Consider the following 24,986-nt stretch of genomic DNA (forward strand, 5'->3'; position numbering starts at 1 on the left):
ATGACCGGTTTTGTTGGAATCGTTCAAGTCTGAGGGGTATGCGGCCTTGAGTCGTACACGGATGAGGCGGGCCGCGAGTGGCTGGCCCTGAGACCCGTGGCGCATGGCAAGGGCTGGTGCCCTTGTCCGCGGGCAAGCCCGCTCCCATAGGGATCTGCAAAACCACATGACGTGTGATCGACGCGAACTCCTGTGGGGCTTGCCGGCGAATGGGCTGCGCAGCAGCCCCCAAGGCCCCACGCGAAACGGATATAGTGTGGATCGCCCCGGCCATTGACGGCCCGAATGCTTTGCAAGGAACCCCTCTGCGTGTTGGCAACTTCTCTGGTGCTGGTCGCGGCCCTGCTGCACGCGACTTGGAATACCCTGATCAAGTTCAGTGGCGAGCGCCTGCTGGTGATCGCCAGCATGGATGCGGTGGCACTGTTGTTCGCTGTGCTGGCGATAGCATTCGTCGAGCTGCCGCCGGCCGAGGTCTGGCCCTGGCTGCTGGCCTCGGCGTTGGCCGAGCAGTTGTACCGTTTCCTGCTGATCCAGGCCTATCGGGTCGGCGACCTGGGGTTGGTCTATCCTCTGATGCGTGGCTTGTCGCCGCTGGTGGTGCTGGGGTTGACCCTGGCGTTCGCCGGCGAGTCGCTGAGCAGCCAGCAGATCATCGGTATCCTGCTGATCCCCTGCGGCATGGCCTGCCTGCTGTGGCAGGGCGGCGGTGGCGATCGCTTGCCCTGGTCGATGTTACCGGTGGTGGCGCTGATCGGCCTGTGCATCGGCTGCTACACCTGGTTCGACGGCCAGGCCGTGCGGCTGTGGGGCAAGCCCTGGGACTACCTGGTCTGGCTGACCCTGCTCAGTGCCTGGCCGTTCCCGTTGCTGGCCTGCGTGGCGCGCCGCGCACCGTTCGTGCTGTTCTGGCGTACCCAGTGGCGCCTGGGGCTGGCGGTGGGGGTATGCGTATTGCTGAGCTACGCCCTGGTGTTGTGGGCCATGCACCTGGGGTCGGTGGCCGAGGCGGCGGCGCTACGTGAGCTGAGCGTGATCCTGGTGGTGCTGATGGGCATGCGCTACCTCAAAGAACCTTTTGGCGGCCCGAGACTCCTAGCTTGCGGGCTGGTCCTGGCGGGCATGCTGGTGATGAAGCTCTGATACCGATCATTCTGAACAAGGAGTCCTGTCCATGACCGTTGCCCTGTGGTGCATTTTGATCGCGATGATCCTGCCGCCGCTGTGTGGCTTGACGGCGAAGCTGAGCAGTGGCCGTTTCGGCATGCGCGACAACCATGACCCGCGTGCCTTCCTAGATACCCTCTCAGGGTTGCCGCGCCGCGCCCATGCCGCCCAGCAGAACGGCTACGAAGCCTTTCCCGCGTTCGCCGCGGCAGTGCTGGTGGCCGATATCGTCGGCAATGCCGAGCAGGTCACCCAAGACGTGCTGGCGGTGCTCTATATCACCAGCCGGCTGCTCTACATCATCTGCTACCTGGCCGACCTGGCCGTCCTGCGCTCCCTTGTGTGGTTCGTCGGGGTGGCCCTTATCGTGACGTTCTTCATCGTTTCGATCTGAGTAGGCGTATTCGCGGGCTTGCACGTGGGGGCGCTTCGCGCCCCGAGATGGCAGTGCTTGCCCGCGAAAACGCTTGGCGCTGATTCAGGGGGCTTTAGGCACTTCGGGCAACGGCTTGCCCTTGGGCCACAACAGCCAGATCTGCCCTTGCTGCTTCATGTTGCCCGCCAGTTCGCCGGCCTCCGGGCCTGTGCCCCAGAACAGGTCGGCACGTACCTCGCCGGTGATGGCGCCGCCGGTGTCCTGGGCGCCGACCGGGCGCACCACCGGGCTGCCGTCCGGGCGGGTGGTGGAGAGCCAGAGCAGGCTGCCCAGGGGAATCACCTTGCGGTCGATGGCCACGCTATAGCCGGCGGTCAGCGGTACGTTGAGCGAGCCGCGTGGCCCTTCGTTGCTGTCCGGGCGGGTGCCGAAGAACACATAGCTGGGGTTGCTCGCCAGCAGCTCGGGCACCCGTTGCGGGTTGGCCTGGGCCCAGGCATGGATGCTGCCCATGGTCACGTCTTCTTTCTTCAACTGGCCCTGTTCTACCAGCCAGCGACCGATCGGCCGGTACGGATGGCCGTTCTGGTCGGCGTAGCCCAGGCGCAGTTGGCGCCCGTCCTCCAGTTGGACACGCCCCGAGCCTTGGATTTGCAGGAACTGCAGGTCCATCGGATCGGTCAGCCAGGCCAGCACCGGCGCCTTGACGCCATCGCGATAGATCGTTTCCGCCGTGTCGTAGGGCTTGAGCACGCGGCCTTCCAGACGCCCGCGCAGACGCTTGCCCTTGAGCTCGGGGTAGATGCTGGCCAGGTCGACCACGACCATGTCTTCCGGGATGCCATAGACCGGTACCTGGGCGCTGTCGGTGCGTTCGAGGCTGCCGGCGTAGACAGGTTCGTAGTACCCGGTGATCAGGCCATTGGCACTGTTTTCGGCCGAGCGCAGGCCGTAGACCTCGAAGTTCTGCTGCAGGAACGCGCGGACTTGGGCGGCATCTTGGGCAAGGGGCTGCGCGGCCTCGCAGGTGGTGGCCCAGACCGGATCGCGCTTGAGCTTCTCGCAACCGTTGCGCCATGCCTGGAAGCCAGCCAGCAGGTCGCTATCGCTGACGGTCGGCAGGTCTTTCCAGGTCGCGGGTGCATAGGTGGCGATGGCATGGGGTTCAGGCTTGGCGCTTTCGCCGCCGTTGCAGCCGGCCAGCAGGGCCAGGGCGGGAAGCGCCCAGGCGAAGTGGCGCAAGGCAGATTTCATGGTCGAATCCTTGAGAGGGAGAGCCTGCTTGGCTGCCCCTGTTTTTCGTAAGGGTATTGGTGTTTGTCGAGCAGGCGAGGATACTGTCGGCCCGTTCCCCGAACCAGTGAGACCATGATGTACAAATGTTTCACCATGCTGCTGGTCAGCCTGTCCCTGGTGGCCTGCGACCGTGTCGATCCTAACTCACCCTTGGGCCAGCGCAAGGCCATCTTCAAGGAGATGCTGAAAACCAGCGAGGACATGGGCGGCATGCTGCGCGGTCGGTTGCCCTTCGATGGCGGGAAGTTCGCCGCGGGGGCGGTGAAGCTCGATGGCTTGGCGCATGCGCCCTGGCAGCACTTCCCTCAGGTCAAGGATGACGGCCAGAGCAGCGCGCGGCCGCAGGTCTGGGAGCGCCAGGCACGCTTCCATGAGCTGGCGCGGCAATTGGAGGACGTGACCGGGGAGTTGGTTGGCGTGACCCGTGCGCAGCCGCTTGAGGCTGCACGGTTGAAATCGCCGATGGACAAGGTGGAGGCCGCGTGCAAGGCCTGCCATACAGAGTTTCGTAATCACTGAGTGGCGGGCTTGCCCCGCCGGCCGCTGGTTCTAATACGACAGCGCGGCCCGGCGGGGCCCGCCAGTCAGGTCACTTGTCCAGTTCGCGTTTCGCCGCTTCCAGTTCCTCCCTGGATTCGGCGAGTTTCTTCTCGCGCTTGCTGATCTTGTCGGCATCGCCCTTGGCCTGGGCTTCCCTCAGGTCGGACTCGCGCTCCTGCACTTCGCGTTCGGCCTTGCGAACCTTCTGCTCGCGTTCCGCCCGCAGCCCGGCGTCGGTGCAGTGTTCCTTGTTTTCCTTCAATGCCTTCTCCAGGCCGCGGATCTCGCCCCAGTTGTCGTGCTTTTTGGCGTACTCGAGCTGGTTCTCGATGGCGCTGCGCTTGGCCGCGCAACCGGTCAGGCCCGGATCGGGCTGCGCGGCCTGCAGCGAGGCCGATGCCAGGCCGAGCACGGTGAATAGGGCGAATGAACAAAGCGGCTTCATGACAGCCTCCTTCCGGGGCAATTGACGATGGATGGGGAAATACTGCCCCCATCCTCCTCGTCAGTGAATCCCGCTGCGATCTTTCGGCTGTTTTTTCAGAAAAGTCTTACATGGTTAGCAGGTAAGCCCCTGTCAACGCTCCAAGTCGTCCACGGCTTCCTGCAGTTCCTTCTTGGCCTCGGCGAGCTTCTCTTTGCGCTTGTTGATCTTCTCTGGGTCACCCTTCTTCATGGCCTTGTCCAGGTCCTTGGTGCGCTGGTTGACCTCATGACGGGACTCGAGCACCTTCTGCTCGCGCTCCTTGCGCAGGCTGGCGTCGGTGCAATGTTCGGTGACTTCGCTCAGGGCTTTTTCCAGGCCGGCCAATTGTTCGGCATCGCCGTGGGTACGTGCCTGGGCGATCTGCTCGGCGATGGCCTGGCGCTTGGCTGCGCAACCGGTCAGGCCTGGCTGCTCCTCGGCGGCCAGCGCGGCATGGGCGGTCAGGCCGAACAGGGCAGACAGGACGAGGGACGAAAGCAGTTTCATCGGGGACTCCATTCGGGGCAGGGCGGCAGAAAAGGAAATGCTGCCTTGATCCGCAGAAATTAGAAACCCTCGATTGCATGCCGGTGCAATTGTTTGGCCAGTATCTGTACATCCTCGTTCTGGAAAAACGCATGCAGTTGCTCGGCCCGGTGGCGGCCGATGCCCGGCTCCGCCATCCATTGCGTGGGGCTCCTGGCTGCCAGGGTCTGCCAGTCCGGCCCCAGTTCGAGATCCTTGGGGGCCGGGACGCCAAGGGCGCGCAGCCAGCGCGGGAAAGGCTGCCTACGCGCCTGGGCGAAGGCCTGCTGCAACTGCTCGGCGCGTGTCTCGGCGATCCCGGGTACGCGCAGTAGTTCATCGCGGGTCAGGGCGAGCCAGCCGTCCAGGGTGCCGACCAGGCCACTTTCGACCAATTGTGCCCAGGCCGCCGTCCCTACGCGTGGCATCGCCAGCCCTTGCTTGCCGCCGAGCCAGGCCAGCCGGGCGATGAACTGCTCCCGGCAGGCCTCGCTGTCCTGCCAGCAGCTCAGCGGGTGATAGCGGCCAGGTTCCGGCACGCTCAGCGGTGCGCGCTGAACACTGCGATGCACCACGTTTTCCAGCCTGGGGATGGTCAGCCCGGCAAGGCTGATCGCCACCTGGTCGCCCGGGCGTATGTCCAGCGCCTGCCAGCGCGCCAGCGAACCCAGGCTGACCTGGCTGATGCGCCGGTCATCCAGCAGTAGTGGCTGCAGGTGCAGCACGGGTGTGACACGCCCGGTTCGCCCGACCCTGAAATGGACCTTGCGCACCTCGGCCATGGCTCGACGGTACGGGTATTTCCAGGCGGCGATCCAGTAGGGCGCCTGGGCGCGCCAGCGTTGTGCGGGCGGGCGACTGTCCTGGCGCAGGATCACGCCATCGCTGGCAAATGGCAGCGGCGAGCGATACCAGTGCTGGCGCCAGTGGGCGGCTTGTGCCGGGCTGTCGATGGCGACGCTGAATTGCTGGCTGTCGGGGAAGCCCAGCGATGCCAGCCGTGCGAGGCGTTCGCCCTGGGAAGCCGGGCCTTCGGGCCAGTCCCAGACGAACAGGCCGATACCGGCGCCTTGCTCGGCGGTCAATTGCCTGCGCGCCATCAGTCCGGCCACGGTACCGCGCGCATTGGCGCCGCCGGCGGTTGCCTGTACGTGCTCATCGAGACGCCAGTAGAGCTCCCCTTGCAGAACCAGGTCGAGCGGCTGGGGCAATTGCCGAACGACCCCCGCCAGTTGGGGAACATGGCGACTCCAATCGTGCCCTCGCACGCCATCGCCACGGCTGAGCAGACGCACCAGCTGGCCTTGGCGATAGACCAGCGATACGGCGACCCCATCGACCTTGGGCTGGATCCAGACGCCGTGCTTGCCGCGCATCCAGCGTTCCATGGCGTGTTCATCGACCAGCTTGGCAACGCCGGTATGGGCGATCGGGTGGGCGATGGTGCCACGGGCGCTGGCCAGCGGGTTGTCGGTGTATGCCAGTGCGAAGCAACCTTGAAGCTGCAGCAGCCGCTGCCGGCTCTGGTCGTACAGCTCGTCCGGCACCAGCGAGATGCCCTGGCGATGATAGTGGTCGTCCCACCGGGCGAGGGTCTGGCGCAGTTGCGCGACCTCCTTGCGAGCGCGCTCGTCAGCCCATGCCGGGCAATCCCCGGCATGGGCCATGGATGACAGGACGAACAGGGCAACGATCAACACGAACGGCATGGCCAGCATCCTTGCGTGGCAACGGGAAATGCTTAGCCTAGGCAAGCCTCGCCCTGGCCGCCGCGCGCAGTTGTCAGCCGATATGTCACGAAAAAGCCCCTGCCGATCACTCGGCAGGGGCTTTGGTCTTGCAGCTTGCCGCTGCTTACAACCCGGCAGCGTCGCGCAGGGCGTCGGCGCGGTCGGTGCGTTCCCAGGTGAAGGTGGTGAAGGTGTCGTCGCCGACGGTCTTCTGCTGCGGAATACGGCCGAAGTGGCCGTAGGCAGCGGTCTCCTGGTACATCGGGTGGAGCAGGTCGAGCATGGTGGTGATCGCATACGGACGCAGGTCGAAGCATTCACGGACCAGTTGCACGATCTTGTCGTCGGCGACCTTGCCGGTGCCGAAGGTGTTGATCGAGATGGAGGTCGGCTGGGCGACGCCGATGGCGTAGGACACCTGGATCTCGCAGCGCTCGGCCAGGCCGGCGGCGACGATGTTCTTGGCCACGTAGCGACCGGCATAGGCGGCCGAACGGTCGACCTTGGACGGGTCCTTGCCGGAGAAGGCGCCGCCACCGTGGCGAGCCATGCCGCCGTAGGAGTCGACGATGATCTTGCGGCCGGTCAGGCCGCAGTCGCCCACAGGGCCACCGATGATGAAGTTGCCGGTCGGGTTGATGTGGAACTGGGTGTCCTTGTGCAGCAGTTCGGCCGGCAGGGTGTGCTTGACGATCAGCTCCATGACCGCTTCACGCAGGTCCTTGTAGGACACTTCCGGGTTGTGCTGGGTCGACAGGACGATGGCATCGATGCCGACCACCTTGCCGTTCTCGTAGCGGCAGGTGACCTGGGACTTGGCGTCCGGGCGCAGCCACGGCAGCAGGCCAGACTTGCGCGCCTCGGCCTGGCGCTCGACCAGGCGGTGCGAGAAGCAGATCGGTGCCGGCATCAGTACGTCGGTTTCGTTGCTGGCATAGCCGAACATCAGGCCCTGGTCGCCAGCGCCCTGGTCTTCAGGCTTGGAGCGGTCGACGCCCTGGGCGATGTCCACGGACTGCTTGCCGATGATGTTCATCACCGCGCAGGTGGCGCCGTCGAAACCGACCTCGGAGCTGTTGTAGCCGATGTCGATGATGACCTTGCGCACCAGTTCCTCCAGGTCGACCCAGGCGGAGGTGGTCACTTCGCCGGCGATGATAGCGACACCGGTCTTGACCAGGGTTTCGCAGGCCACGCGGGCATACTTGTCCTGGGCAATGATTGCATCAAGGACCGCGTCCGAAATCTGGTCGGCGATCTTGTCCGGATGCCCTTCGGACACGGACTCGGAGGTGAAAAGGGAGTATTCGCTCATCTCGACGGGTTCCTAAAATTTACCGATGGTGAGTGTCGCCAGTGGCCCGCTGGAAATGGCGGACCTGGATCTGGAAACCGTTACGCAAGCCCACGTAGAGGCTGTCCCCGGGTGCCAGCCCCGCAACATTGGCCCAACGGGCCAGGTCGTCCTGCTCGAAGCCCAGCCAGAGGTCGCCGCAGGCTTCCCGCGCCCACCCCTGGTCATGGCTGCACAACTCGGTGATCAGCAGGCTGCCGCCGGCCTTCACCCGTTTGGCCAGCAGGCGCAGGGCCAGGGCCGGGTCGCTGAAGTGGTGCAGGACCATGTTCAGCACAACGCAGTCGGCTTCCACATCCGTTGCACCCAGTGCATCGGCCAACTGCAGGGTTACATTGTCCAGGCCTTCGCGCTGGCAGACCTGGCGTGCCAGCTCGAGCATGGTCGGGCTGTTGTCCAGCGCCGTGACCTGGGCGAAGCGCCGCGCCAGGTCCGGCAGGAAACCGCCGTCGCCCGGGCCGACCTCCAGTGCGCTGGCCGTCGGCGCGAAGCTGAGCTTGTCGAGCAGGGCCAGCAGGCTCTCGCGGTACTGCGGCAGGCCGGCGATCAGGTCTTGCTGGGCGCGGAACTTCTCTTCCACGCGCAGGAAGAAATCCTGGCTGGTGGCCGCCCGGCGCTGCTGTACCTGGGCGATGCGCGCCTGCACGTCCTGCGCCAGGGCCAGGCCGTCGACCTCCTCGAGCAGTGCCGCGTGCAGGCGGCCGCCCAGGCGCAGGCTATCGGGCAGGGCGCGGCGATAGAAGATCGCGTTGCCTTCGCGGCGGGTGGCCACCAGATCGGCCTGGGCGAGCACCTTGAGGTGGTGGCTCATGCCCGACTGGCCGATGCCGAAGATCTGCGCCAACTCCAGCACGCCGAACGAATCGCTGGCCAGGGCGCGCAGCACGTTCAGGCGCAAGGGGTCGCCACCGGCCTTGCACAGGGCGGCCAGTTCGTCGCTTCGCTGGTGGTCTGCCGAGGGCGCACGTAGGTTCATGAGGCGGCAGTCTAGACAGGGGATGCTGTCGTCGCAATAGCAATATCAAAAAGTTTTGATATTGCCGATGAGCTGTAAGCTTCGAGCAGCCACGCTGCGAGCGATAAAGCGGGCCGATCACCGCTCTGCCTCCCTTTGTAGCTTGAAGCTCGTCACTCGTGGCTGGATTCGTGGCTGGAAAAGTTTGCCCCCGGACCCGCCTGTGGGCGAAAATGGCCGCCTTTTTTCGTTCCACTACCTTATTCAAGCCCCAGGAGACTCAGCGATGCCCAGCCGTCGTGAACGTGCCAACGCCATTCGTGCCCTCAGCATGGATGCCGTGCAAAAGGCCAACAGCGGCCACCCAGGTGCCCCCATGGGCATGGCGGATATCGCCGAAGTGCTTTGGCGCGACTACCTGAAGCACAACCCGAGCAACCCGAAATTCGCCGACCGCGATCGCTTCGTGCTGTCCAACGGCCACGGCTCGATGCTGATCTATTCGCTGCTGCACCTGACCGGCTACGACCTGTCGATCGACGACCTCAAGGCCTTCCGCCAACTGCACAGCCGCACCCCGGGCCACCCGGAGTACGGCTACACCGCGGGCGTCGAGACCACCACCGGCCCGCTGGGCCAGGGCCTGGCCAACGCCGTGGGCTTCGCCCTGGCGGAGAAGGTGCTGGCCGCCCAGTTCAACCGTGACGGCCACACCATCGTCGACCACAACACCTACGTGTTCCTCGGTGATGGCTGCATGATGGAAGGCATTTCCCACGAAGTCGCCTCGCTGGCCGGCACCCTGGGCCTGAACAAGCTGATCGCCTTCTACGACGACAACGGCATCTCCATCGATGGCGAGGTTCACGGCTGGTTCACCGACGACACGCCGAAGCGTTTCGAGGCCTACAACTGGCAGGTGATCCGCAACGTCGACGGCCATGACGCCGACGAGATCAAGATGGCGATCGAGACCGCGCGCAAGAGCGACCGGCCGACCCTGATCTGCTGCAAGACCATCATCGGCTTCGGCTCGCCCAACAAGCAGGGCAAGGAAGACTGCCACGGCGCGCCGCTGGGCAACGACGAGATCGCCCTGGCGCGCAAGGAACTGAACTGGAACCACGGCCCGTTCGAGATCCCTGCCGAGATCTACGCCGAGTGGGACGCCAAGGCCGCCGGCGCCAAGCTCGAGGCCGACTGGAACCTGCGTTTCGACGCCTACGCCAAGGCCTACCCTGAGCTGGCCGCCGAGTTCCAACGCCGCCAGAGCGGCGAGTTGCCAGCCGATTTCGCCGAGAAGGCCCAGGCCTACATCAACGAAGTCGCTGCCAAGGGCGAGACCATCGCCAGCCGCAAGGCCAGCCAGAACACCCTGAACGCCTTCGGCCCGCTGCTGCCCGAGTTCCTCGGTGGTTCGGCCGACCTGGCCGGCTCCAACCTGACCCTGTGGAAAGGCTGCAAGGGCGTCGAGGCCGATGACGCCAGCGGCAACTACGTGTTCTACGGCGTGCGCGAGTTCGGCATGACCGCCATCATGAACGGCGTCGCCCTGCACGGCGGCCTGGTGCCGTACGGCGCGACCTTCCTGATGTTCATGGAATACGCGCGCAACGCGGTGCGCATGTCGGCGCTGATGAAACAGCGCGTGATCCACGTCTACACCCACGACTCCATCGGCCTGGGCGAGGACGGCCCGACCCACCAGCCGATCGAGCAACTGACCGCCCTGCGCAGCACGCCGAACCTGGACACCTGGCGCCCGGCCGATGCGGTCGAGTCGGCCGTGTCCTGGAAGAGCGCCCTGGAGCGCCGGGACGGCCCGTCGGCGCTGATCTTCTCGCGCCAGAACCTGCAGCACCAGGAGCGCGACGCCCAGCAGATCGCCGACATCGCCCGTGGTGGCTACGTCCTCAAGGACTGCGCCGGCGAGCCTGAGCTGATCCTGATCGCCACCGGTTCGGAAGTGGGGCTGGCGGTCCAGGCGCATGCCACGCTGACCGAGCAGGGCCGCAAGGTGCGCGTGGTATCCATGCCATGCACCAGCGTGTTCGATGCCCAGGATGCCGCCTACAAACAGTCGGTACTGCCGGTCGAGGTGGGCGCGCGCATCGCCATCGAAGCGGCCCATGCGGACTTCTGGTACAAGTACGTGGGCCTCGAAGGCCGTATCATCGGCATGACCACCTACGGCGAATCGGCTCCGGCCGGTGCGCTGTTCGAAGCGTTCGGCTTCACCCTGGAGAACATCCTGGGTACTGCCGAAGAGCTGCTGGAAGACTGATCGGTCGGTGAGGCTGTACCGGCCTTTTCGCGGGCAAGCCCGCTCCCACAGGTATCGCGTGAACCTGTGGGAGCGGGCTTGCCCGCGATGGGCCGTGCAGCGGCCCCATTGGCCTGCCCAGACAACGCACTAGTTCGTGAGCCTGTTCATGCCCCACCAGCGTCCCTACAAAGTTGCACTCAACGGATACGGCCGCATCGGCCGCTGTGTCTTGCGCGCACTGTTCGAGCGAGGGGCGGATGCCGGCTTCGAGATCGTTGCGCTGAACGATTTGGCCGATCAGGCCAGCCTCGAATACCTGACTCGCTTCGACTCCACCCACGGGCGTTTCCCCGGCGAGGTGAAGGTCGACGGCGATTGCCTGCACATCAACGGCGACTGCGTGAAGGTGCTGCGCAGCGCAAGCCCGGAAGGCATCGACTGGGCCGCCCTGGGTATCGACCTGGTGCTGGAGTGCTCCGGCGCCTACCACACCCGTGCCGATGGCCAGCGCTTCCTCGATGCCGGTGCGCCACGGGTACTGTTCTCCCAACCGATGGCCAGCGAGGCGGACGTGGATGCCACGGTGGTCTACGGCATCAACCAGGGTTGCCTGGACGGCAGCGAGCGCCTGGTGTCGAACGCCTCCTGCACCACCAACTGCGGCGTGCCGCTGCTGCGCGTGCTCGACCAGGCATTCGGTATCGAGTACGTGTCGATCACCACCATCCACTCGGCGATGAACGACCAGCCGGTGATCGATGCCTACCACCACGAAGACCTGCGCCGCACGCGCTCGGCCTTCCAGTCGGTGATCCCGGTGTCCACCGGCCTTGCGCGGGGCATCGAGCGCCTGCTTCCGGAACTTGCCGGGCGAATCCAGGCCAAAGCCGTACGCGTGCCGACCGTCAACGTGTCGTGCCTGGACATCACCCTGCAGACCGCCCGCGACACCAGCGCGGCTGAGGTCAACCGGGTGTTGCGCGAGGCGGCGCTGGACGGCCCGTTGAAAGGCTTGCTGGCCTACACCGAACTGCCGCACGCCAGCTGTGATTTCAACCATGACCCGCATTCGGCGATCGTCGATGCCAGCCAGACCCGTGTCTCAGGCCCCCGCCTGGTGAACCTGCTGGCCTGGTTCGACAACGAATGGGGGTTCGCCAACCGTATGCTCGACGTTGCCGACCATTTCCTGCACGTCGTCCACCAAACCCGCACCAAACAGCCCTGAAGGACTGCATTCATGACCGTGTTGAAGATGACCGACCTCGACCTGCAAGGTAAGCGCGTACTGATCCGCGAAGACCTCAACGTCCCCGTGAAGGACGGTGTGGTAGCCAGCGACGCGCGTATCCAGGCTGCGCTGCCGACCATCAAGCTGGCCCTGGAGAAGGGTGCGGCGGTAATGGTCTGCTCGCACCTGGGCCGTCCGACCGAGGGTGAGTTCTCCGCCGAGAACAGCCTCAAGCCGGTCGCCGACTACCTGGCCAAGGCACTGGGCCGCGACGTACCGCTGGTCGCCGACTACCTGGATGGCGTCGAGGTCAAGGCTGGCGACCTGGTGCTGTTCGAGAACGTGCGCTTCAACAAGGGCGAGAAGAAGAACGCCGACGAGTTGGCGCAGAAGTACGCCGCCCTGTGCGATGTGTTCGTCATGGACGCCTTCGGTACTGCCCACCGCGCCGAGGGCTCCACCCATGGTGTGGCCAAGTTCGCCAAGATCGCCGCGGCCGGCCCGCTGCTGGCCGCCGAACTGGACGCCCTGGGCAAGGCCCTGAAGGCCCCGGCCAAGCCGATGGCGGCGATCGTCGCCGGCTCCAAGGTGTCCACCAAGCTGGATGTGCTCAACAGCTTGAGCAGCGTCTGCGACCAGTTGATCGTCGGTGGCGGCATCGCCAACACCTTCCTCGCCGCCGCAGGCCACAAGGTCGGCAAGTCGCTGTACGAGCCTGACCTGGTCGAGACGGCCAAGGCCATCGCCGCCAAGGTCAGCGTGCCGCTGCCGGTCGACGTAGTGGTCGCCAAGGCGTTCGCCGAGAGCGCCGAGGCCACCGTCAAGGCCATCGCCGAGGTGGCCGATGACGACATGATCCTGGACATCGGCCCGCAGACCGCCGCACAGTTCGCCGAGCTGCTTAAGTCGTCGCAGACCATCCTGTGGAACGGCCCGGTCGGTGTGTTCGAGTTCGACCAGTTCGGCAACGGCACCAAGGTGCTGGCCAAGGCCATCGCCGACAGCGCCGCGTTCTCCATCGCCGGTGGCGGCGACACCCTGGCGGCCATCGACAAGTATGGCGTCGGTGCCAATATCTCCTACATTTCTACCGGTGGCGGTGCGTTCCTCGAATTCGTCGAAGGCAAGGTCCTGCCCGCCGTGGCAATCCTGGAAGAACGGGCCAAGGCCTGAGAACGAAGGCGCCTGGCAAAGGGAGCGGCCTGATGGTCAAGCAATTGCCGTGGATGATCGTGGCCCTGTCGCTGGGCGCCTGCTCCAGCAACAAGGGCCAGGATACCGAGCCGTCGCAGCCACCTGCCGGCGGCTGCTACCAGTCCCAGTGGCAGGCGGAGACGGTACCGGTGATCAACAAGCGCCTGGGCCCGGAGGGCCTGGAAAAATACGACGACGAGCACCAGCGCAAGGCGCCGGGATGCCCTTGATCGGGTACCTGGCAACCTGGCGGTTGTTTTGTGGTCTTGAAGAAGGGGCCGCTGTGCGGCCCTTCGCGGGGATATCGAATGAAAGCGCTGATGGCCTCGATGGCCCTGGCGACACTGGCAGGATGCTCGTTGCTGCAGCCGGCGCAACCCGCCCCGGCGGACAACTGGACCCGTTGGGTCTGCGACAGCCAGGCCGAAGTGCTCTGGCGCTTCGCCAACGCCACGCAGGATGCGGTCGACGTGCGCCTGGGCGGTGGCGACCAGGTCTACCGTCTAACGTCCGAGCCGGGCGCCTCCGGCGCGCTGTACAGTGACGGGGTGCTGGCTTTCCACACCAAGGGCGACGAAGGCCTGCTGTACTGGGTGGCGACCAACGATCTGATAGGGCGGGGCTGCAAGGCACCGTGACTGGCCGGGCCGCGATGATGGCCCACACTACTTGAACAGCAACTGCCCCTGCGGCAGGCTTGCACGAAACAACGACGCTTGTCGGGAGAGAGATACACAATGGCACTCATTAGCATGCGCCAGATGCTGGACCACGCCGCCGAGTTCGGCTACGGCGTTCCGGCTTTCAACGTCAACAACCTCGAGCAGATGCGCGCCATCATGGAAGCCGCCGACAAGACCGACTCCCCGGTCATCGTCCAGGCCTCGGCCGGTGCCCGCAAGTACGCCGGTGCCCCCTTCCTGCGCCACCTGATCCTGGCGGCGATCGAAGAATTCCCGCACATCCCGGTGTGCATGCACCAGGACCACGGCACCAGCCCGGACGTGTGCCAGCGCTCCATCCAGCTGGGCTTCAGCTCGGTGATGATGGACGGTTCCCTGCGCGAAGACGGCAAGACCCCGTCGGACTACGACTACAACGTCCGTGTGACCCAGCAGACCGTGGCGTTCGCCCATGCCTGCGGCGTGTCCGTGGAAGGCGAGCTGGGCTGCCTGGGCAGCCTGGAAACCGGCCAGGCCGGTGAGGAAGACGGTGTCGGCGCCGAAGGTATCCTGGATCACAGCCAGATGCTGACCGACCCGGAAGAGGCCGCCGACTTCGTCAAGAAGACCCAGGTCGACGCCCTGGCGATCGCCATCGGCACCAGCCACGGCGCCTACAAGTTCACCAAGCCGCCGACCGGCGACATCCTGGCCATCGACCGCATCAAGGAAATCCACAAGCGCATCCCCAATACCCACCTGGTGATGCACGGTTCTTCCTCGGTCCCGCAGGACTGGCTGGCGATCATCAACGAGTTCGGTGGTGACATCAAGGAAACCTACGGCGTACCGGTCGAGGAGATCGTCGAGGGCATCAAGCACGGCGTGCGCAAGGTGAACATCGACACCGACCTGCGCCTGGCCTCCACTGGCGCGATCCGTCGCTTCCTGGAGCAGAACAAGTCCGAGTTCGACCCGCGCAAGTACTTCGCCAAGACCATCGAAGCCATGCGTGACATCTGCATCGCCCGCTACGAAGCCTTCGGCACTGCCGGCAACGCCTCGAAGATCAAGCCGATCTCCCTGGAAGGCATGTTCCAGCGCTACGCCAAGGGCGAGTTGGCTGCCAAGATCAACTGATCCGGCCTTCGCAACGAAAAAAACCCGCAGTGATGCGGGTTTTTTTTGTGCGTGCATGGGGACTGCGAGGCAGCCCCAGGAACGGGCCATGACCGTTAGTCGGCTCATCGTACTTTTGTTAGCTGATAGCGATCTGATTTCATTGCTTCCTGCAAGGCCGAGTCTAGAGTAATCAATCGGATCCAATCTCAGACGGAATCCCCCTTACAAGAGACGCGGCATGGATGGAGCTCACCCCCAGACCCCGGACGGCCAATCCGTTCTGCTGGTTGTCGACGACTACCCGCAGAACCTGACCAGCATGCAAGCCCTGCTGGCGCGGCACGATCGGCGCATATTGACGGCTGGCTCGGGCAGGGAGGCATTGGATGCCCTGCTGCAGCACGATGTGGACTTGGTCTTGCTGGATGTGTGCATGCCCGGCATGGACGGTTTCGAGGTCGCCCGCCTGATGCGCGGTAGCCAGCGCACGCGCCTGATTCCGATCATCTTCCTTAGCGCCAACGAGCAATCCGAGGCCGCCGTGCTCGAGGGCTATGCCATCGGCGCGGTGGACTACCTGTTCAAGCCCTTCGACCCGCAGATCCTCAAGCCCAAGGTCCAGGCATTGCTGGAGCATCAGCGCAACCGGCGCTTGCTGCAGTGCCTGACCCGCGAACTGGAGTCGGCCAGGGCGTTCAACGCCTCGATCCTGGACAACGCCGCCGAGGGCATCCTGGTGGTGGACGAGGCGGGCATCATCGCCTTTGCCAACCCGGCCCTCTCACGGCTGCTGGCCGCCCCGCAGGGAAAGCTGCAAGGCGTTCCCGTGCTGGAACTGGTCCAGCTGCCAGGCGCCAGCCACTGGTGCGATTCGGACTTCCACCACGCCTACCTGGAGCGGCGGATCATGCGCCTGCACGATGCCTGCCTGCGTACCCTCGATGGCCAGTCGATCCCCGTCGCTCTTTCCTGTGCGCCGTTGCCTGCGGAGCAGCGGGCCATGGTGATCACGGTGCTGGACATGTCGGTGGTGCGTACCCTGCACCAGCAACTGGAGTACCAAGCGGTCACCGATCCGCTCACCGGCCTGCTCAACCGCCGTGGTTTCTACCAGGCTGCCGAAGGGGCACTGTTGCGCAACGAGTGCCAGGGCAAGGTTCAGGCCCTGATGTACATGGACCTGGACGGCTTCAAGCGGATCAACGACTCGCTCGGTCACGAGGCTGGCGACCAGGTGCTGCGTTGGGTCGCCGAACAGCTCGAGGATTGCCTGGGCGGCCACGCCATGCTGGCGCGCATGGGCGGCGATGAGTTCATTGCCTTGTTCGGGGACTTGCCCGACCCGGCGTTGGCCGGGCGCTTTGCCGAGCGGCTGCTCGAACGCATGGCCAGCCACCCGCAACTGGACGGGTTTGGCATGAGCCTTGGCGTCAGTATCTGCATCGCCACCTCTGCGGACTGCGGCGTCACTGTCGAAGGGTTGCTGCGTGCTGCCGATGCCGCGATGTACGCGGCCAAGCGCGACGGGCGCCAGCAGTACCGGTTCCATGACCCGCAACTCACTGGTCGGCCCCATTCGCAGTTGATGCTCGACCTCAAGCTCGACCGCCACCTGAGGGGGCGGCCGATGCCTGCCAACGAAGCAGGGGCTGCTCCGGCGCGCTGTCCATGGCGGGGGCGCTAGCCAGCTCATGGGCGAAGGGCAGTTGCGGGCCGGTTCGCGAACAGGTGATGGCGGCCGCGCGGATGGCGAAGGTGAGTATCCCGTCGATCGTTTCCCGTTCCAGGGCCGCCAGCCCCTCGGCGCTGTCCGCACCGAGGCGGGCGAGGTAGGCGAGCACCGCGGCCTGGAAGGTATCGCCCGCACCGACTGTGTCACGCACCTCCCGCGAAGTGTCGGCGGGCCGTGCCCAGGAGCCATGCGCACAATGCACGCTGGCACCGTTGCCCCCGTGGGTGATGAACACCAGCCGGCAGCGCTCGTTGAGCCAGCCACGCGCCACCTCTGCGGGAGAACGGGTCGGGTAGAGCAGGGCCAGGTCTTCCTCGCTGACCTTGATGAGGTGGGCATGGCGGGCGAAGGCTTCGACCTGGTGCCGCCAACGCTGTACATCCGGTTGCGGGTTGAGGCGTACGTTGGGGTCGAGGCTGATGAAGCGTCGGTGGCTTTCGCGTTGCACCAGCGCCAGCAGCGTTTCGGCCACCGGCGTCACCACCAGGGTGTAGGAGCCCACATGCAGGCCGCGCACCCGCTTGTCCAGCGTCGGTAGATGCTCGAGGCGAACCTGCCGGTCGGCACAACCTTCGCCGCGGAACTGGTACTGCACCGCTCCCTTTGCATCCAGGCCCACCATGGCCAGGGTAGTGGGCGCGTCGCTGGGGACCAGGAAGCGGCAGTCCACGTGCTCCTCTTCCAGCACGCGGCGCAGGCGCTCACCCAGGTAGTCACTGGACAACCCACCGAACAGCGCCGCCTCTGCGCCCAGCCGACGCAGGCCGACGGCGACGTTGAACGGCGAGCCGCCAGCGATCGCGGTGAAGCCCAGTTCGCCGCTGCGAGGGGCATTTTCCAGGCTGAAGACATCGAACAAGGCTTCGCCACAGACCAGGTACATGAAGTGCTCTCCGACACGAAAGAGGGGAAAGGGGCCTGCGATCAGCGTCCAGGTAGATGCTCCCGGTAACGTTGGTAGGCCATTTCATAAGCGGCCTGCTGAGCGGGCCGTGGCACCGTGCGGGTGCGCTCGTCGAGGCTCACGCAGCGCTGGCACAAGGCATCCAGGCTGTCGCCATCGCCCTGCTGGCGGCCCAGGCTCCAGGCGGCCTGGATCGCCGCGCCAAGGGTAGCGGCTTCGGTCTGCCGGGGACAGACCACCGGCAGGCCGAGCAGGTCGGCGAGCACCTGGCGCCACAGCGGGCTTTTCGCCGCGCCGCCGACCAGGCGGATCTCTTCGCCTGGCAGGCCGCTGGCGCGCAGCAGGTCCAGGCCAAGGCGCAGGCTGAAGCAGGTGCCCTCCAGCACCGCCCGGCAGAGATTGGCGCGGGTCAGGTTGTTGCTGGTCATGCCGTGCAGGCTGGCGCTGGCGTCGGGCAACGCGGGCACCCGTTCGCCGTCGAAGAACGGCAGCATGAGCAAGCCTTCGGCGCCGATCGGCGCCTGCCCGGCGAGCTGGGCGAAGTGCTCCCGATCCAGTTGCAGCAGCGCCTGCACCAGGCCACAGGCGCTGGTCAGGTTCATCGTGCAGATCAGCGGCAGCCAGCCACCGCTCGAGGCACAGAACGTCGCTACCTCGCCCTGTGTGACCAGCGGATGATCGGCGTGGGCCGCCAGGGTGCCAGAGGTGCCCAGGCTGAGGGTGATCATGCCGGGGTGGATATTGCCGGTGCCGATGGCCCCGAGCATGTTGTCGCCACCACCACTGGCCACCCAGGCCTGGGGGCTGAGGCCGAGCAGCTCGGCGGCCTGCGTGCGCAGCGTGCCGATGCAGTCACCGGGCTCGACCAGTTCGGGCAGCGCTGCCAGCAAGCGCTCGCCCGGTTCGATCAGTTGCAGCACATCGGCTGCCCAGGCCCGGCGGCGCACATCGTAGTAGCCGGTGCCCGACGCATCGCCGGGTTCGCTGCAGGCGCGGCCGGTCAGCCAGTGATTGAGGTAGTCGTGGGGCAGCAGGATATGGGCGGCGCGTTCGAACAGTTCGGGGAAGCGGCGTTTGCTCCACAGCAGCTTGGACACCGTGTAGCCCGGCGCGATCACCAGCCCCAGTCGCTCCAGCGAACCCGGGGCGCCGCCGAGGGCCTCGAGCAGTTCGAGGTTTTCCGGCGTGCTCTGGGTATCGCACCACAGCTTGGCCGGACGCAGCACCTGGCCCTGGGCGTCGAGCAGCACCAGCCCGTGCTGCTGGCCGGACACCGCCAGCCCACGGATTGCCTTGCCGCTCACGCCCGCTTCACGCAAGGCACCGCCCACGGCGGTACGCAGGGCGGCCAGCCAGTCGCCGGGGTCCTGTTCCCGGCGTCCGCCAGTGCCCTGCGGTGGCTGATGCGCGGCGCTGCCCAGGCCGAGCACGTGGCCGCTGCCGGCGTCCAGCACCAAAGCCTTGGTGCCTTGGGTGCCGCAATCGATGCCGAGGAACAGTCCGTCCATGTCGTCGTGCTCCGGGTTCAGTCGCCGAGTACTCGGCGCAGGGTTTCGCTCACGCCGAATTCGCGCAAGCTGTCGTACATCCGCTCGAACGCCGCGACGAAGGCCTTGGAGGCCGGTATCAGCGTGCCGAAGATCGCTTCGTCGCCCAGCACCCTGGCGGCCAGCCCATCGCGTTGCACGGCGCGGGCCTGGCAGTCCGAGGCGCGCGGGTCGGGAATCGCATAGGTCGTGCCGTTCTCGTCCACCCCGCGCAGGTACAGCGCCCAGGCCGCCACCACCAGGGCCACGCGCTCCAGCGGCTGGCCGTCGGCGATCAGGCGATTGGCGGTGGGCACGATGAACTTGGGAAACTTCGACGAGCCGTCCGAGCACACCCGCTCCAGTTGGTCGGCGATGGCGCGGTTGGCGAAGCGCTCGGCCAGGCTGTCCTTGTAGCATTCCAGGTCGATACCAGGCACTGGCGCGAGCTGCGGGGTCACGTCCCGGTCCATGAAGGTGCGCACGTAGCGGCGCAGCAGCGGGTCGGCCAGGGTTTCGTGGACGAAGCGGTAGCCCTGCAGGAAGCCCAGGTAGGTCAGGGCCAGGTGGCTGCCGTTGAGCAGCTTGATCTTCATCTGTTCGTAGGGCGTGACATCGTCGGTGAACTGTACGCCAACCTGTTCCCAGGCCGGGCGCCCGGCGACGAACTTGTCTTCCAGCACCCACTGCACGAAGGGTTCGCAGACCACCGGCCAGGCATCCTCGATGCCATGCCGTTCGGCCAGCGCCACGCGGTGGGCGCTGCTGGTCATCGGCGTGATGCGGTCGACCATGGCGTTGGGGAAACTCACGTTGCCGTCGATCCACTGGGCCAGGTCGGGGTCGAGGTGATGGGCGAAGGCCAGCAGCGCCTTGCGTGTCACCTCGCCGTTGTGCGGGAGGTTGTCGCACGACATCACCGTGAATGCCCCCACCCCGGCTGCACGGCGGCGGCGCAGCGCTTCGCAGAGAAAGCCGAAGACACTGCGCGGTGCCTGCGGATTGGCCAGGTCGTGCTGGATCTGCGGCAGGTCGGCGCGAAACTCGCCGGTGCTGTCGTCCATGCAGTAGCCGCCCTCGGTGATGGTCAGCGAGACGATGCGGATGGCAGGCTCGGCCAGCTTGGCCAGCAGCGCCTCGGCGCCATCTTCGGCCAGCAGCATGCCGTTGATGGCGGCGATCACGCGCACGTCGGTGTCGGCCTGGTCGCCCAGCTCGAACAAGGTGTAGAGGTGGTCCTGCGCGGCCAGGGCATCACGCATGGCGCGATCCTCGCTGCGCAGGCCAACGCCGCAGATGGCCCAGTCGAGGCCCTCGCCACGGTTCATCAGGGCGTCGGTGTAGGCGGCCTGGTGGGCACGGTGGAAGCCGCCGACGCCGATGTGCACGATGCCCTGACGCAAGTGCGCCGGATCATAGGAAGGACAGGCGACCGTGGTCGCCAGCAGGCCGAGGTTGTGCTGGTTGAGTTTCATCTTGAACATCCTTGGAAGGCGGCTTCAGGCCACCTGTTGCAGGCGTTTGTCGAGGGCCTGGCCGTGGCTGTCGAACAGGTGGCAGTGCCCCGGGTCGAAGTTCAGTTCCAGTTGCTCGCCGAAGGCTGGCGCGAAGTCGCCGCGCACGCGCACGGTGAGCATCTCGGCGGAGGCGGTACGCACATGGCAGTAGCTGTCGCTGCCCAGGCGTTCGCTGACATCGGCGGTGACCTGCAGCGAACCCAGGGCGCCGTGCCCGCTGCGGGTGATGTTCAGGTGTTCGGGGCGGATGCCCAGTGTCACCTGGCTGCCGGTCGGCAGCTCGCCCACGCACAAGGGCAGGGCGACGCGTGTGCCGCACTCGAGGGCGACCTCGCATTGGTTGCCTTGGTGGCGGCTCAGGTGCCCGCGCAAGAAGCCCATCTTCGGCGTGCCGAGGAAGCCTGCGACGAACAGGTTGGCCGGGTGGTGGTAGAGCTCCAGGGGCGAGCCGACCTGCTCGATGCGCCCGCCGTTGAGCACCACCACCTTGTCGGCCAGGGTCATCGCCTCGACCTGGTCGTGGGTCACGTAGATCATGGTCGCGGCCAGTTCCTGGTGCAGGCGCGCCAGCTCCAGGCGCATCTGCACCCGCAGCGCCGCGTCGAGGTTCGACAGCGGCTCGTCGAACAGGAAGATCTTCGGGTTACGCACGATCGCCCGGCCGATCGCCACTCGCTGGCGCTGGCCACCGGAGAGCTGGCGTGGCTTGCGTTCGAGCAGTGGCTGCAGCTCGAGGATGCGCGCGGCGTTGTCCACCTTGGCGGCCACGTCGCGCTTGTCCACGCCCGCCAGGTCCAGGGCGAACGACAGGTTCTTGCGCACGGTCATGTGCGGGTAGAGCGCGTAGGTCTGAAACACCATGGCCAGGTCGCGCTTGGCCGGGGCGGTGTCGGTGATGTCGAGGCCATCGAGGGTGATGCTGCCGCTGCTGACCTCCTCAAGGCCGGCGATCAGCCGCAGCAGGGTCGACTTGCCGCAGCCGGACGGGCCGACGAACACGACGAACTCGCGGTCGCGCACGTCCAGGTCGATGCCCTTGATGATGGCGTGCCCATCGAAGCCTTTTTGCAGGTTGCGGATCTTCAGGTCAGCCATGTCGAGTTACCTCCGCGTTGGCCGGGAACATTAGGGGAGAACGGGCGATTCATTTCACGGCGCCGAAGGACAGGCCGCGGACCAGTTGCTTCTGGCTGATCCAGCCGAAGATCAGGATCGGTGCGCAGGCCAGGGTGGAAACGGCCGAGAGCTTGGCCCAGAACAGGCCTTCGGGGCTTGAATAGGAGGCGACCAGCGCGGTCAGCGGGGCGGCGGCCGAGGAGGTCAGGTTGAGCGACCAGAAGGCCTCGTTCCAGCACAGGATCAGCGACAGCAGCAGGGTCGAGGCCAGGCCGCCACGGGCGATCGGCAGCAGCACGCGGATGATTTCCTGCCAGGTACCGGCGCCGTCCAGGCGTGCCGCTTCGAGGATGTCGACGGGGATGTCCTTGAAGTAGGTGTACACCATCCAGACCACGATCGGCAGGTTGATCAGGGTGTAGACGATGACCAGCGCCAGGCGCGAGTCGAGCAGGCCGAACTGCTTGGCCAGCAGGTAGATCGGCATCAGCACCCCGACCGGCGGCAGCATCTTGGTCGACAGCATCCAGAGCAGCGTGCGCTTGGTGTGGCGCGTCTCGAAGAAGGCCATGGAGTAGGCGGCGGGCACCGCGATCAGCATGCACAGCAAGGTGGCGGAGAAGGAAATCAGCACCGAGTTCCAGGCATAGGCGAAGTAGTCGCTGCGCTCGTTGATGTGCAGGTAGTTCTCCAGGGTCGGCTGGAAGAGGAACTGCGGCGGCGTGGCGAATGCGTCGAGCTCGGTCTTGAAGCTGGTCAGCAGCATCCAGAAGATCGGGAAGAAGATCACCAGGGCGATGCCCCAGCACAACAGGCCGATCGATGCATCGCGCAGGCGACGGGTTTGCTTGAGTGTCAGCATGGCGGGCTCCTCAGCTGCGCTCGGTGAGGTTCTTGCCGATCATCCGCACCAGCACGATGGCGGCGATGTTGGCGATCAGCACGGCGATCAGGCCACCGGCCGATGCCATGCCGACATCGAACTGCAGCAGTGCCTGGTTGTAGATCAGGTAGGCGAGGTTGGTGGACTCGTAGCCGGGGCCGCCGCTGGTGGTGGTGAAGATCTCGGCGAACACCGAGAGCAGGAAGATCGTCTCGATCATCACCACCACGGCGATGGGCCGCGCCAGGTGCGGCAGGGTCAGGTGCCAGAAAATGGCCAGCGGGCCGGCGCCGTCCAGGCGCGCGGCTTCCTTCTGCTCCTGATCGAGGGATTGCATGGCGGTCATCAGGATCAGGATGGCGAACGGCAGCCACTGCCAGGAGACGATCAGGATGATCGACAGCAGTGGATAATGCGCCAGCCAGTCCACCGGCTGGGCGCCGAACAGGCGCCACACGGCGGCGAGAATGCCCGACACCGGGTGGAAGATCAGGTTCTTCCACAGCAGCGCGCTGACCGTGGGCATGATGAAGAACGGCGAGATCAGCAGCACCCGCACCACGCCCCGGCCCCAGAATTCACCCGCCTCCAGCAACGCGGCGATGAGCACGCCGAACACCACGCTGATCGCCAGCACGCTCCCGACCAGCGTCAAGGTGTTCAGGGCGCCGGGCAAGAAGCCGGCGTCGGTGACGAAGAAGCTGAAGTTCTCCAGGCCGACGAATGCGTTCTCGCCAGGGTACAGCAGGTTGTAGCGGATCAACGAAAAATACAGGGTCATGCCCAGGGGGACGATCATCCACAACAGCAGCAGCGCCACCGAGGGGCTGACCAGGAACCAGCCAGGGCCGACACGGCGTTTGCCGGGGCGCGTGGCGGCGAGGGTCGGGGTATCGAGGGCCGAAGTGTTCATGGCGACTCCGTGTGCATCGAAAGAGGGCGAGCGGCCAGCCACCGCGCCGGTAGCGGCGCGGCAACGGTCAGGGGCGGGTTACTTGGGATAACCGGCGCGTTTCATCTCGCGGGCGGTGGATTGCTGGGCGGCGGCGAGCACCTGGTCGACCTTCATCTGCCCGGTCAGGGCGGCGGAGAACAGCTTGCCGACCTGCGTGCCGATGGCCTGGAACTCGGGAATGGTCACGAGCTGGATACCGACATAAGGCACCGGCTTGAGGGTGGGGTGGTTCGGGTCGACCCGTTTGAGCGACTCCAGCGTCACCTGGGCGAAGGGCGCGGCCGCCAGATAGGCATCGCTGTAGGTCGAGGCGCGGGTGCCTGGCGGCACGTTGGCCACGCCTTCCCTGTCGGCCACCAGCTTGCCGTATGCCTCGGAGGTGGCCCAGGTGCTGAAGGTCTTCGCCGCCTCCTTGGCCTTGGAACTGCTGGGAATCGCCAGCGCCCACGCATACAGCCAGGAGGCACCCTTGTCGGTCACTTCCTTCGGCGCGAAGGTGAAGCCGACCTGGTCGGCGACCTTGCTCTGGCGCTTGTCGGTGACGAACGAGCCGGCAACGCTGGCATCGACCCAGATCGCGCACTTGCCGCTGTTGAACAGCGCCAGGTTTTCGTTGAAGCCGTTGCTGGAGGCGCCGGGCGGGCCGTACTGCTTCAGGGTGTCGACGTAGAAGTTCAGGGCGTTCTTCCACTGCGCGCCGCTGAACTGCGGTTGCCACTGCTCGTCGAACCAGCGCGCGCCGAAGGCGTTGGCCACGGTGCCGACCAGGGCCATGTTCTCGCCCCAGCCGGCCTTGCCGCGCAGGCAGATGCCGTACTGGTCCTGGTCGGGGGCGTTCAGCTTGGCGGCGAACCCGGCGAGCTGGGTCCAGGTCGGCTGCTCGGGCATGTCCAGCCCGGCCTGCTGGAACAGGTCCTTGCGGTAGTAGGTGATCGAGGCTTCGGCGTAGAAGGGCAGCGCGTACAAGGTGCCTTGCACCGACAGGCCGTCGCGCACCGAGGGGAACACGTCGTCCAAGTCGTAGTCGGCGGGCAGGTTCGTCATCGGCTCCAGCCAGCCCTTGGCACCCCACAGCGCGGCTTCGTACATGCCGATGGTCAGCACGTCGAACTGCCCACCCTGGGTGGCGATATCGGTGGTCAAGCGCTGGCGCAACACGTTCTCTTCGAGCACCACCCACTTGAGCCTGATGTCTGGATGCTGCTCCTCGAACACCTTGGACAGCCGCTGCATGCGGATCATGTCGTTGTTGTTGACCGTGGCGATGGTCAGGGTTTCGGCGGCCTGGGCGAACAGCGGCAGGCTCAGGCAGGCGGCGGCCACACAGGCCTTGATCGAGTCGTTCATCTGTGAACTCCCCTCCCGGACCGGGGGCGGTGCGGGAGACATTATTGTTTTTGTGTCGCTCGCCGCCGATTACACCGCCATGCAGCGGAGCCGACAAAGCCTCGACTGCACTTTGGCTGATA

At 65.8% G+C, this 24,986-nt stretch carries 22 protein-coding genes and 1 pseudogene; 10 read left to right on the forward strand and 13 right to left on the reverse strand.

Annotation, left to right across the window (positions count from 1 at the left end; translation table 11 throughout):
- Window positions 1–309 precede the first annotated feature (309 nt).
- Entirely contained in the window at window positions 310–1,143 is an 834-nt protein-coding gene (locus tag NJF35_RS08115) for an EamA family transporter (RefSeq protein ID WP_225788866.1), read from the forward strand.
- A 31-nt stretch (window positions 1,144–1,174) separates the two neighbouring features.
- Window positions 1,175–1,561 (forward strand): MAPEG family protein, encoded by a 387-nt coding sequence (locus tag NJF35_RS08120; RefSeq protein ID WP_225788867.1) that lies wholly within the window; start codon window positions 1,175–1,177, stop codon window positions 1,559–1,561.
- Window positions 1,562–1,645: 84 nt separating this feature from the next.
- Here NJF35_RS08120 and NJF35_RS08125 read toward each other — a convergent pair whose 3' ends face one another.
- Complete coding sequence (locus NJF35_RS08125) at window positions 1,646–2,797, reverse strand: murein transglycosylase A (protein WP_225788868.1); 1,152 nt, start codon at window positions 2,795–2,797, stop codon at window positions 1,646–1,648.
- Between the two features lie 117 nt (window positions 2,798–2,914).
- Here NJF35_RS08125 and NJF35_RS08130 point away from each other — a divergent pair, with 117 nt between their 5' ends.
- A complete protein-coding gene (locus NJF35_RS08130) occupies window positions 2,915–3,358 on the forward strand; it encodes a c-type cytochrome (protein WP_225788975.1) in 444 nt (147 codons plus the stop codon).
- A 70-nt stretch (window positions 3,359–3,428) separates the two neighbouring features.
- Here the strand turns inward: NJF35_RS08130 and NJF35_RS08135 are convergent, their stop codons facing one another.
- The 5 genes from NJF35_RS08135 to NJF35_RS08155 form a co-directional block, all read right to left on the reverse strand.
- Window positions 3,429–3,824 carry a DUF1090 domain-containing protein gene (locus NJF35_RS08135; protein ID WP_225788869.1) on the reverse strand — a complete coding sequence of 132 codons (396 nt, stop codon included), beginning with the start codon at window positions 3,822–3,824 and terminating at the stop codon, window positions 3,429–3,431.
- A 132-nt stretch (window positions 3,825–3,956) separates the two neighbouring features.
- Window positions 3,957–4,352 (reverse strand): DUF1090 domain-containing protein, encoded by a 396-nt coding sequence (locus NJF35_RS08140; RefSeq protein WP_225788870.1) that lies wholly within the window; start codon window positions 4,350–4,352, stop codon window positions 3,957–3,959.
- 59 nt (window positions 4,353–4,411) lie between these two features.
- Entirely contained in the window at window positions 4,412–6,079 is a 1,668-nt protein-coding gene (gene ligB, locus NJF35_RS08145) for an NAD-dependent DNA ligase LigB (protein ID WP_225788871.1), read from the reverse strand.
- A gap of 145 nt (window positions 6,080–6,224) precedes the next feature.
- Complete coding sequence (gene metK, locus NJF35_RS08150) at window positions 6,225–7,415, reverse strand: methionine adenosyltransferase (protein WP_225788872.1); 1,191 nt, start codon at window positions 7,413–7,415, stop codon at window positions 6,225–6,227.
- A 19-nt stretch (window positions 7,416–7,434) separates the two neighbouring features.
- Window positions 7,435–8,430, reverse strand: coding sequence for an ArsR/SmtB family transcription factor (locus NJF35_RS08155; RefSeq protein ID WP_225788873.1), 996 nt, complete (start codon window positions 8,428–8,430; stop codon window positions 7,435–7,437).
- Window positions 8,431–8,695: 265 nt separating this feature from the next.
- Between NJF35_RS08155 and tkt the strand changes: the two genes are divergently transcribed.
- The 7 genes and pseudogenes from tkt to NJF35_RS08190 form a co-directional block, all read left to right on the forward strand.
- On the forward strand, window positions 8,696–10,693 hold the full coding sequence (tkt, locus tag NJF35_RS08160; RefSeq protein WP_225788874.1) for a transketolase: 1,998 nt from the start codon (window positions 8,696–8,698) through the stop codon (window positions 10,691–10,693).
- Between the two features lie 148 nt (window positions 10,694–10,841).
- Window positions 10,842–11,903 (forward strand): erythrose-4-phosphate dehydrogenase, encoded by a 1,062-nt coding sequence (gene epd, locus NJF35_RS08165; protein WP_225788875.1) that lies wholly within the window; start codon window positions 10,842–10,844, stop codon window positions 11,901–11,903.
- A 12-nt stretch (window positions 11,904–11,915) separates the two neighbouring features.
- Window positions 11,916–13,079: a phosphoglycerate kinase gene (locus NJF35_RS08170; protein WP_225788876.1), complete on the forward strand. Its 1,164-nt coding sequence runs from the start codon at window positions 11,916–11,918 to the stop codon at window positions 13,077–13,079.
- Window positions 13,080–13,111: 32 nt separating this feature from the next.
- A complete protein-coding gene (locus NJF35_RS08175) occupies window positions 13,112–13,330 on the forward strand; it encodes a hypothetical protein (RefSeq protein ID WP_225788877.1) in 219 nt (72 codons plus the stop codon).
- Window positions 13,331–13,408: 78 nt separating this feature from the next.
- The gene (locus NJF35_RS08180) at window positions 13,409–13,738 is read left to right on the forward strand and encodes an MliC family protein (protein ID WP_225788878.1); all 330 of its coding nucleotides are present in this window, start codon (window positions 13,409–13,411) and stop codon (window positions 13,736–13,738) included.
- 99 nt (window positions 13,739–13,837) lie between these two features.
- Window positions 13,838–14,902, forward strand: coding sequence for a class II fructose-bisphosphate aldolase (gene fba / locus NJF35_RS08185; RefSeq protein ID WP_225788879.1), 1,065 nt, complete (start codon window positions 13,838–13,840; stop codon window positions 14,900–14,902).
- A 220-nt stretch (window positions 14,903–15,122) separates the two neighbouring features.
- Window positions 15,123–16,478 (forward strand): annotated as a pseudogene (locus tag NJF35_RS08190) (diguanylate cyclase domain-containing protein); the annotation flags it as partial.
- A gap of 1 nt (window position 16,479) precedes the next feature.
- Here NJF35_RS08190 and NJF35_RS08195 read toward each other — a convergent pair.
- From NJF35_RS08195 to NJF35_RS08225, 7 genes are all read right to left on the reverse strand, one after another.
- On the reverse strand, window positions 16,480–17,499 hold the full coding sequence (locus NJF35_RS08195; protein ID WP_225788880.1) for a carbohydrate kinase family protein: 1,020 nt from the start codon (window positions 17,497–17,499) through the stop codon (window positions 16,480–16,482).
- Window positions 17,500–17,540: 41 nt separating this feature from the next.
- On the reverse strand, window positions 17,541–19,028 hold the full coding sequence (xylB, locus tag NJF35_RS08200; protein WP_225788881.1) for a xylulokinase: 1,488 nt from the start codon (window positions 19,026–19,028) through the stop codon (window positions 17,541–17,543).
- 17 nt (window positions 19,029–19,045) lie between these two features.
- Window positions 19,046–20,521, reverse strand: coding sequence for a mannitol dehydrogenase family protein (locus tag NJF35_RS08205; RefSeq protein WP_225788882.1), 1,476 nt, complete (start codon window positions 20,519–20,521; stop codon window positions 19,046–19,048).
- A 24-nt stretch (window positions 20,522–20,545) separates the two neighbouring features.
- On the reverse strand, window positions 20,546–21,658 hold the full coding sequence (locus NJF35_RS08210; RefSeq protein WP_225788883.1) for an ABC transporter ATP-binding protein: 1,113 nt from the start codon (window positions 21,656–21,658) through the stop codon (window positions 20,546–20,548).
- A gap of 49 nt (window positions 21,659–21,707) precedes the next feature.
- Window positions 21,708–22,541: a carbohydrate ABC transporter permease gene (locus tag NJF35_RS08215; protein WP_225788884.1), complete on the reverse strand. Its 834-nt coding sequence runs from the start codon at window positions 22,539–22,541 to the stop codon at window positions 21,708–21,710.
- A gap of 10 nt (window positions 22,542–22,551) precedes the next feature.
- Entirely contained in the window at window positions 22,552–23,475 is a 924-nt protein-coding gene (locus NJF35_RS08220) for a carbohydrate ABC transporter permease (protein WP_225788885.1), read from the reverse strand.
- 78 nt (window positions 23,476–23,553) lie between these two features.
- Window positions 23,554–24,864, reverse strand: coding sequence for an ABC transporter substrate-binding protein (locus NJF35_RS08225; protein ID WP_225788886.1), 1,311 nt, complete (start codon window positions 24,862–24,864; stop codon window positions 23,554–23,556).
- Window positions 24,865–24,986: the final 122 nt, after the last annotated feature.

This window comes from Pseudomonas guariconensis (assembly GCF_024127895.1).
Classification (GTDB): Bacteria; Pseudomonadota; Gammaproteobacteria; order Pseudomonadales; family Pseudomonadaceae; genus Aquipseudomonas; species Aquipseudomonas guariconensis_B.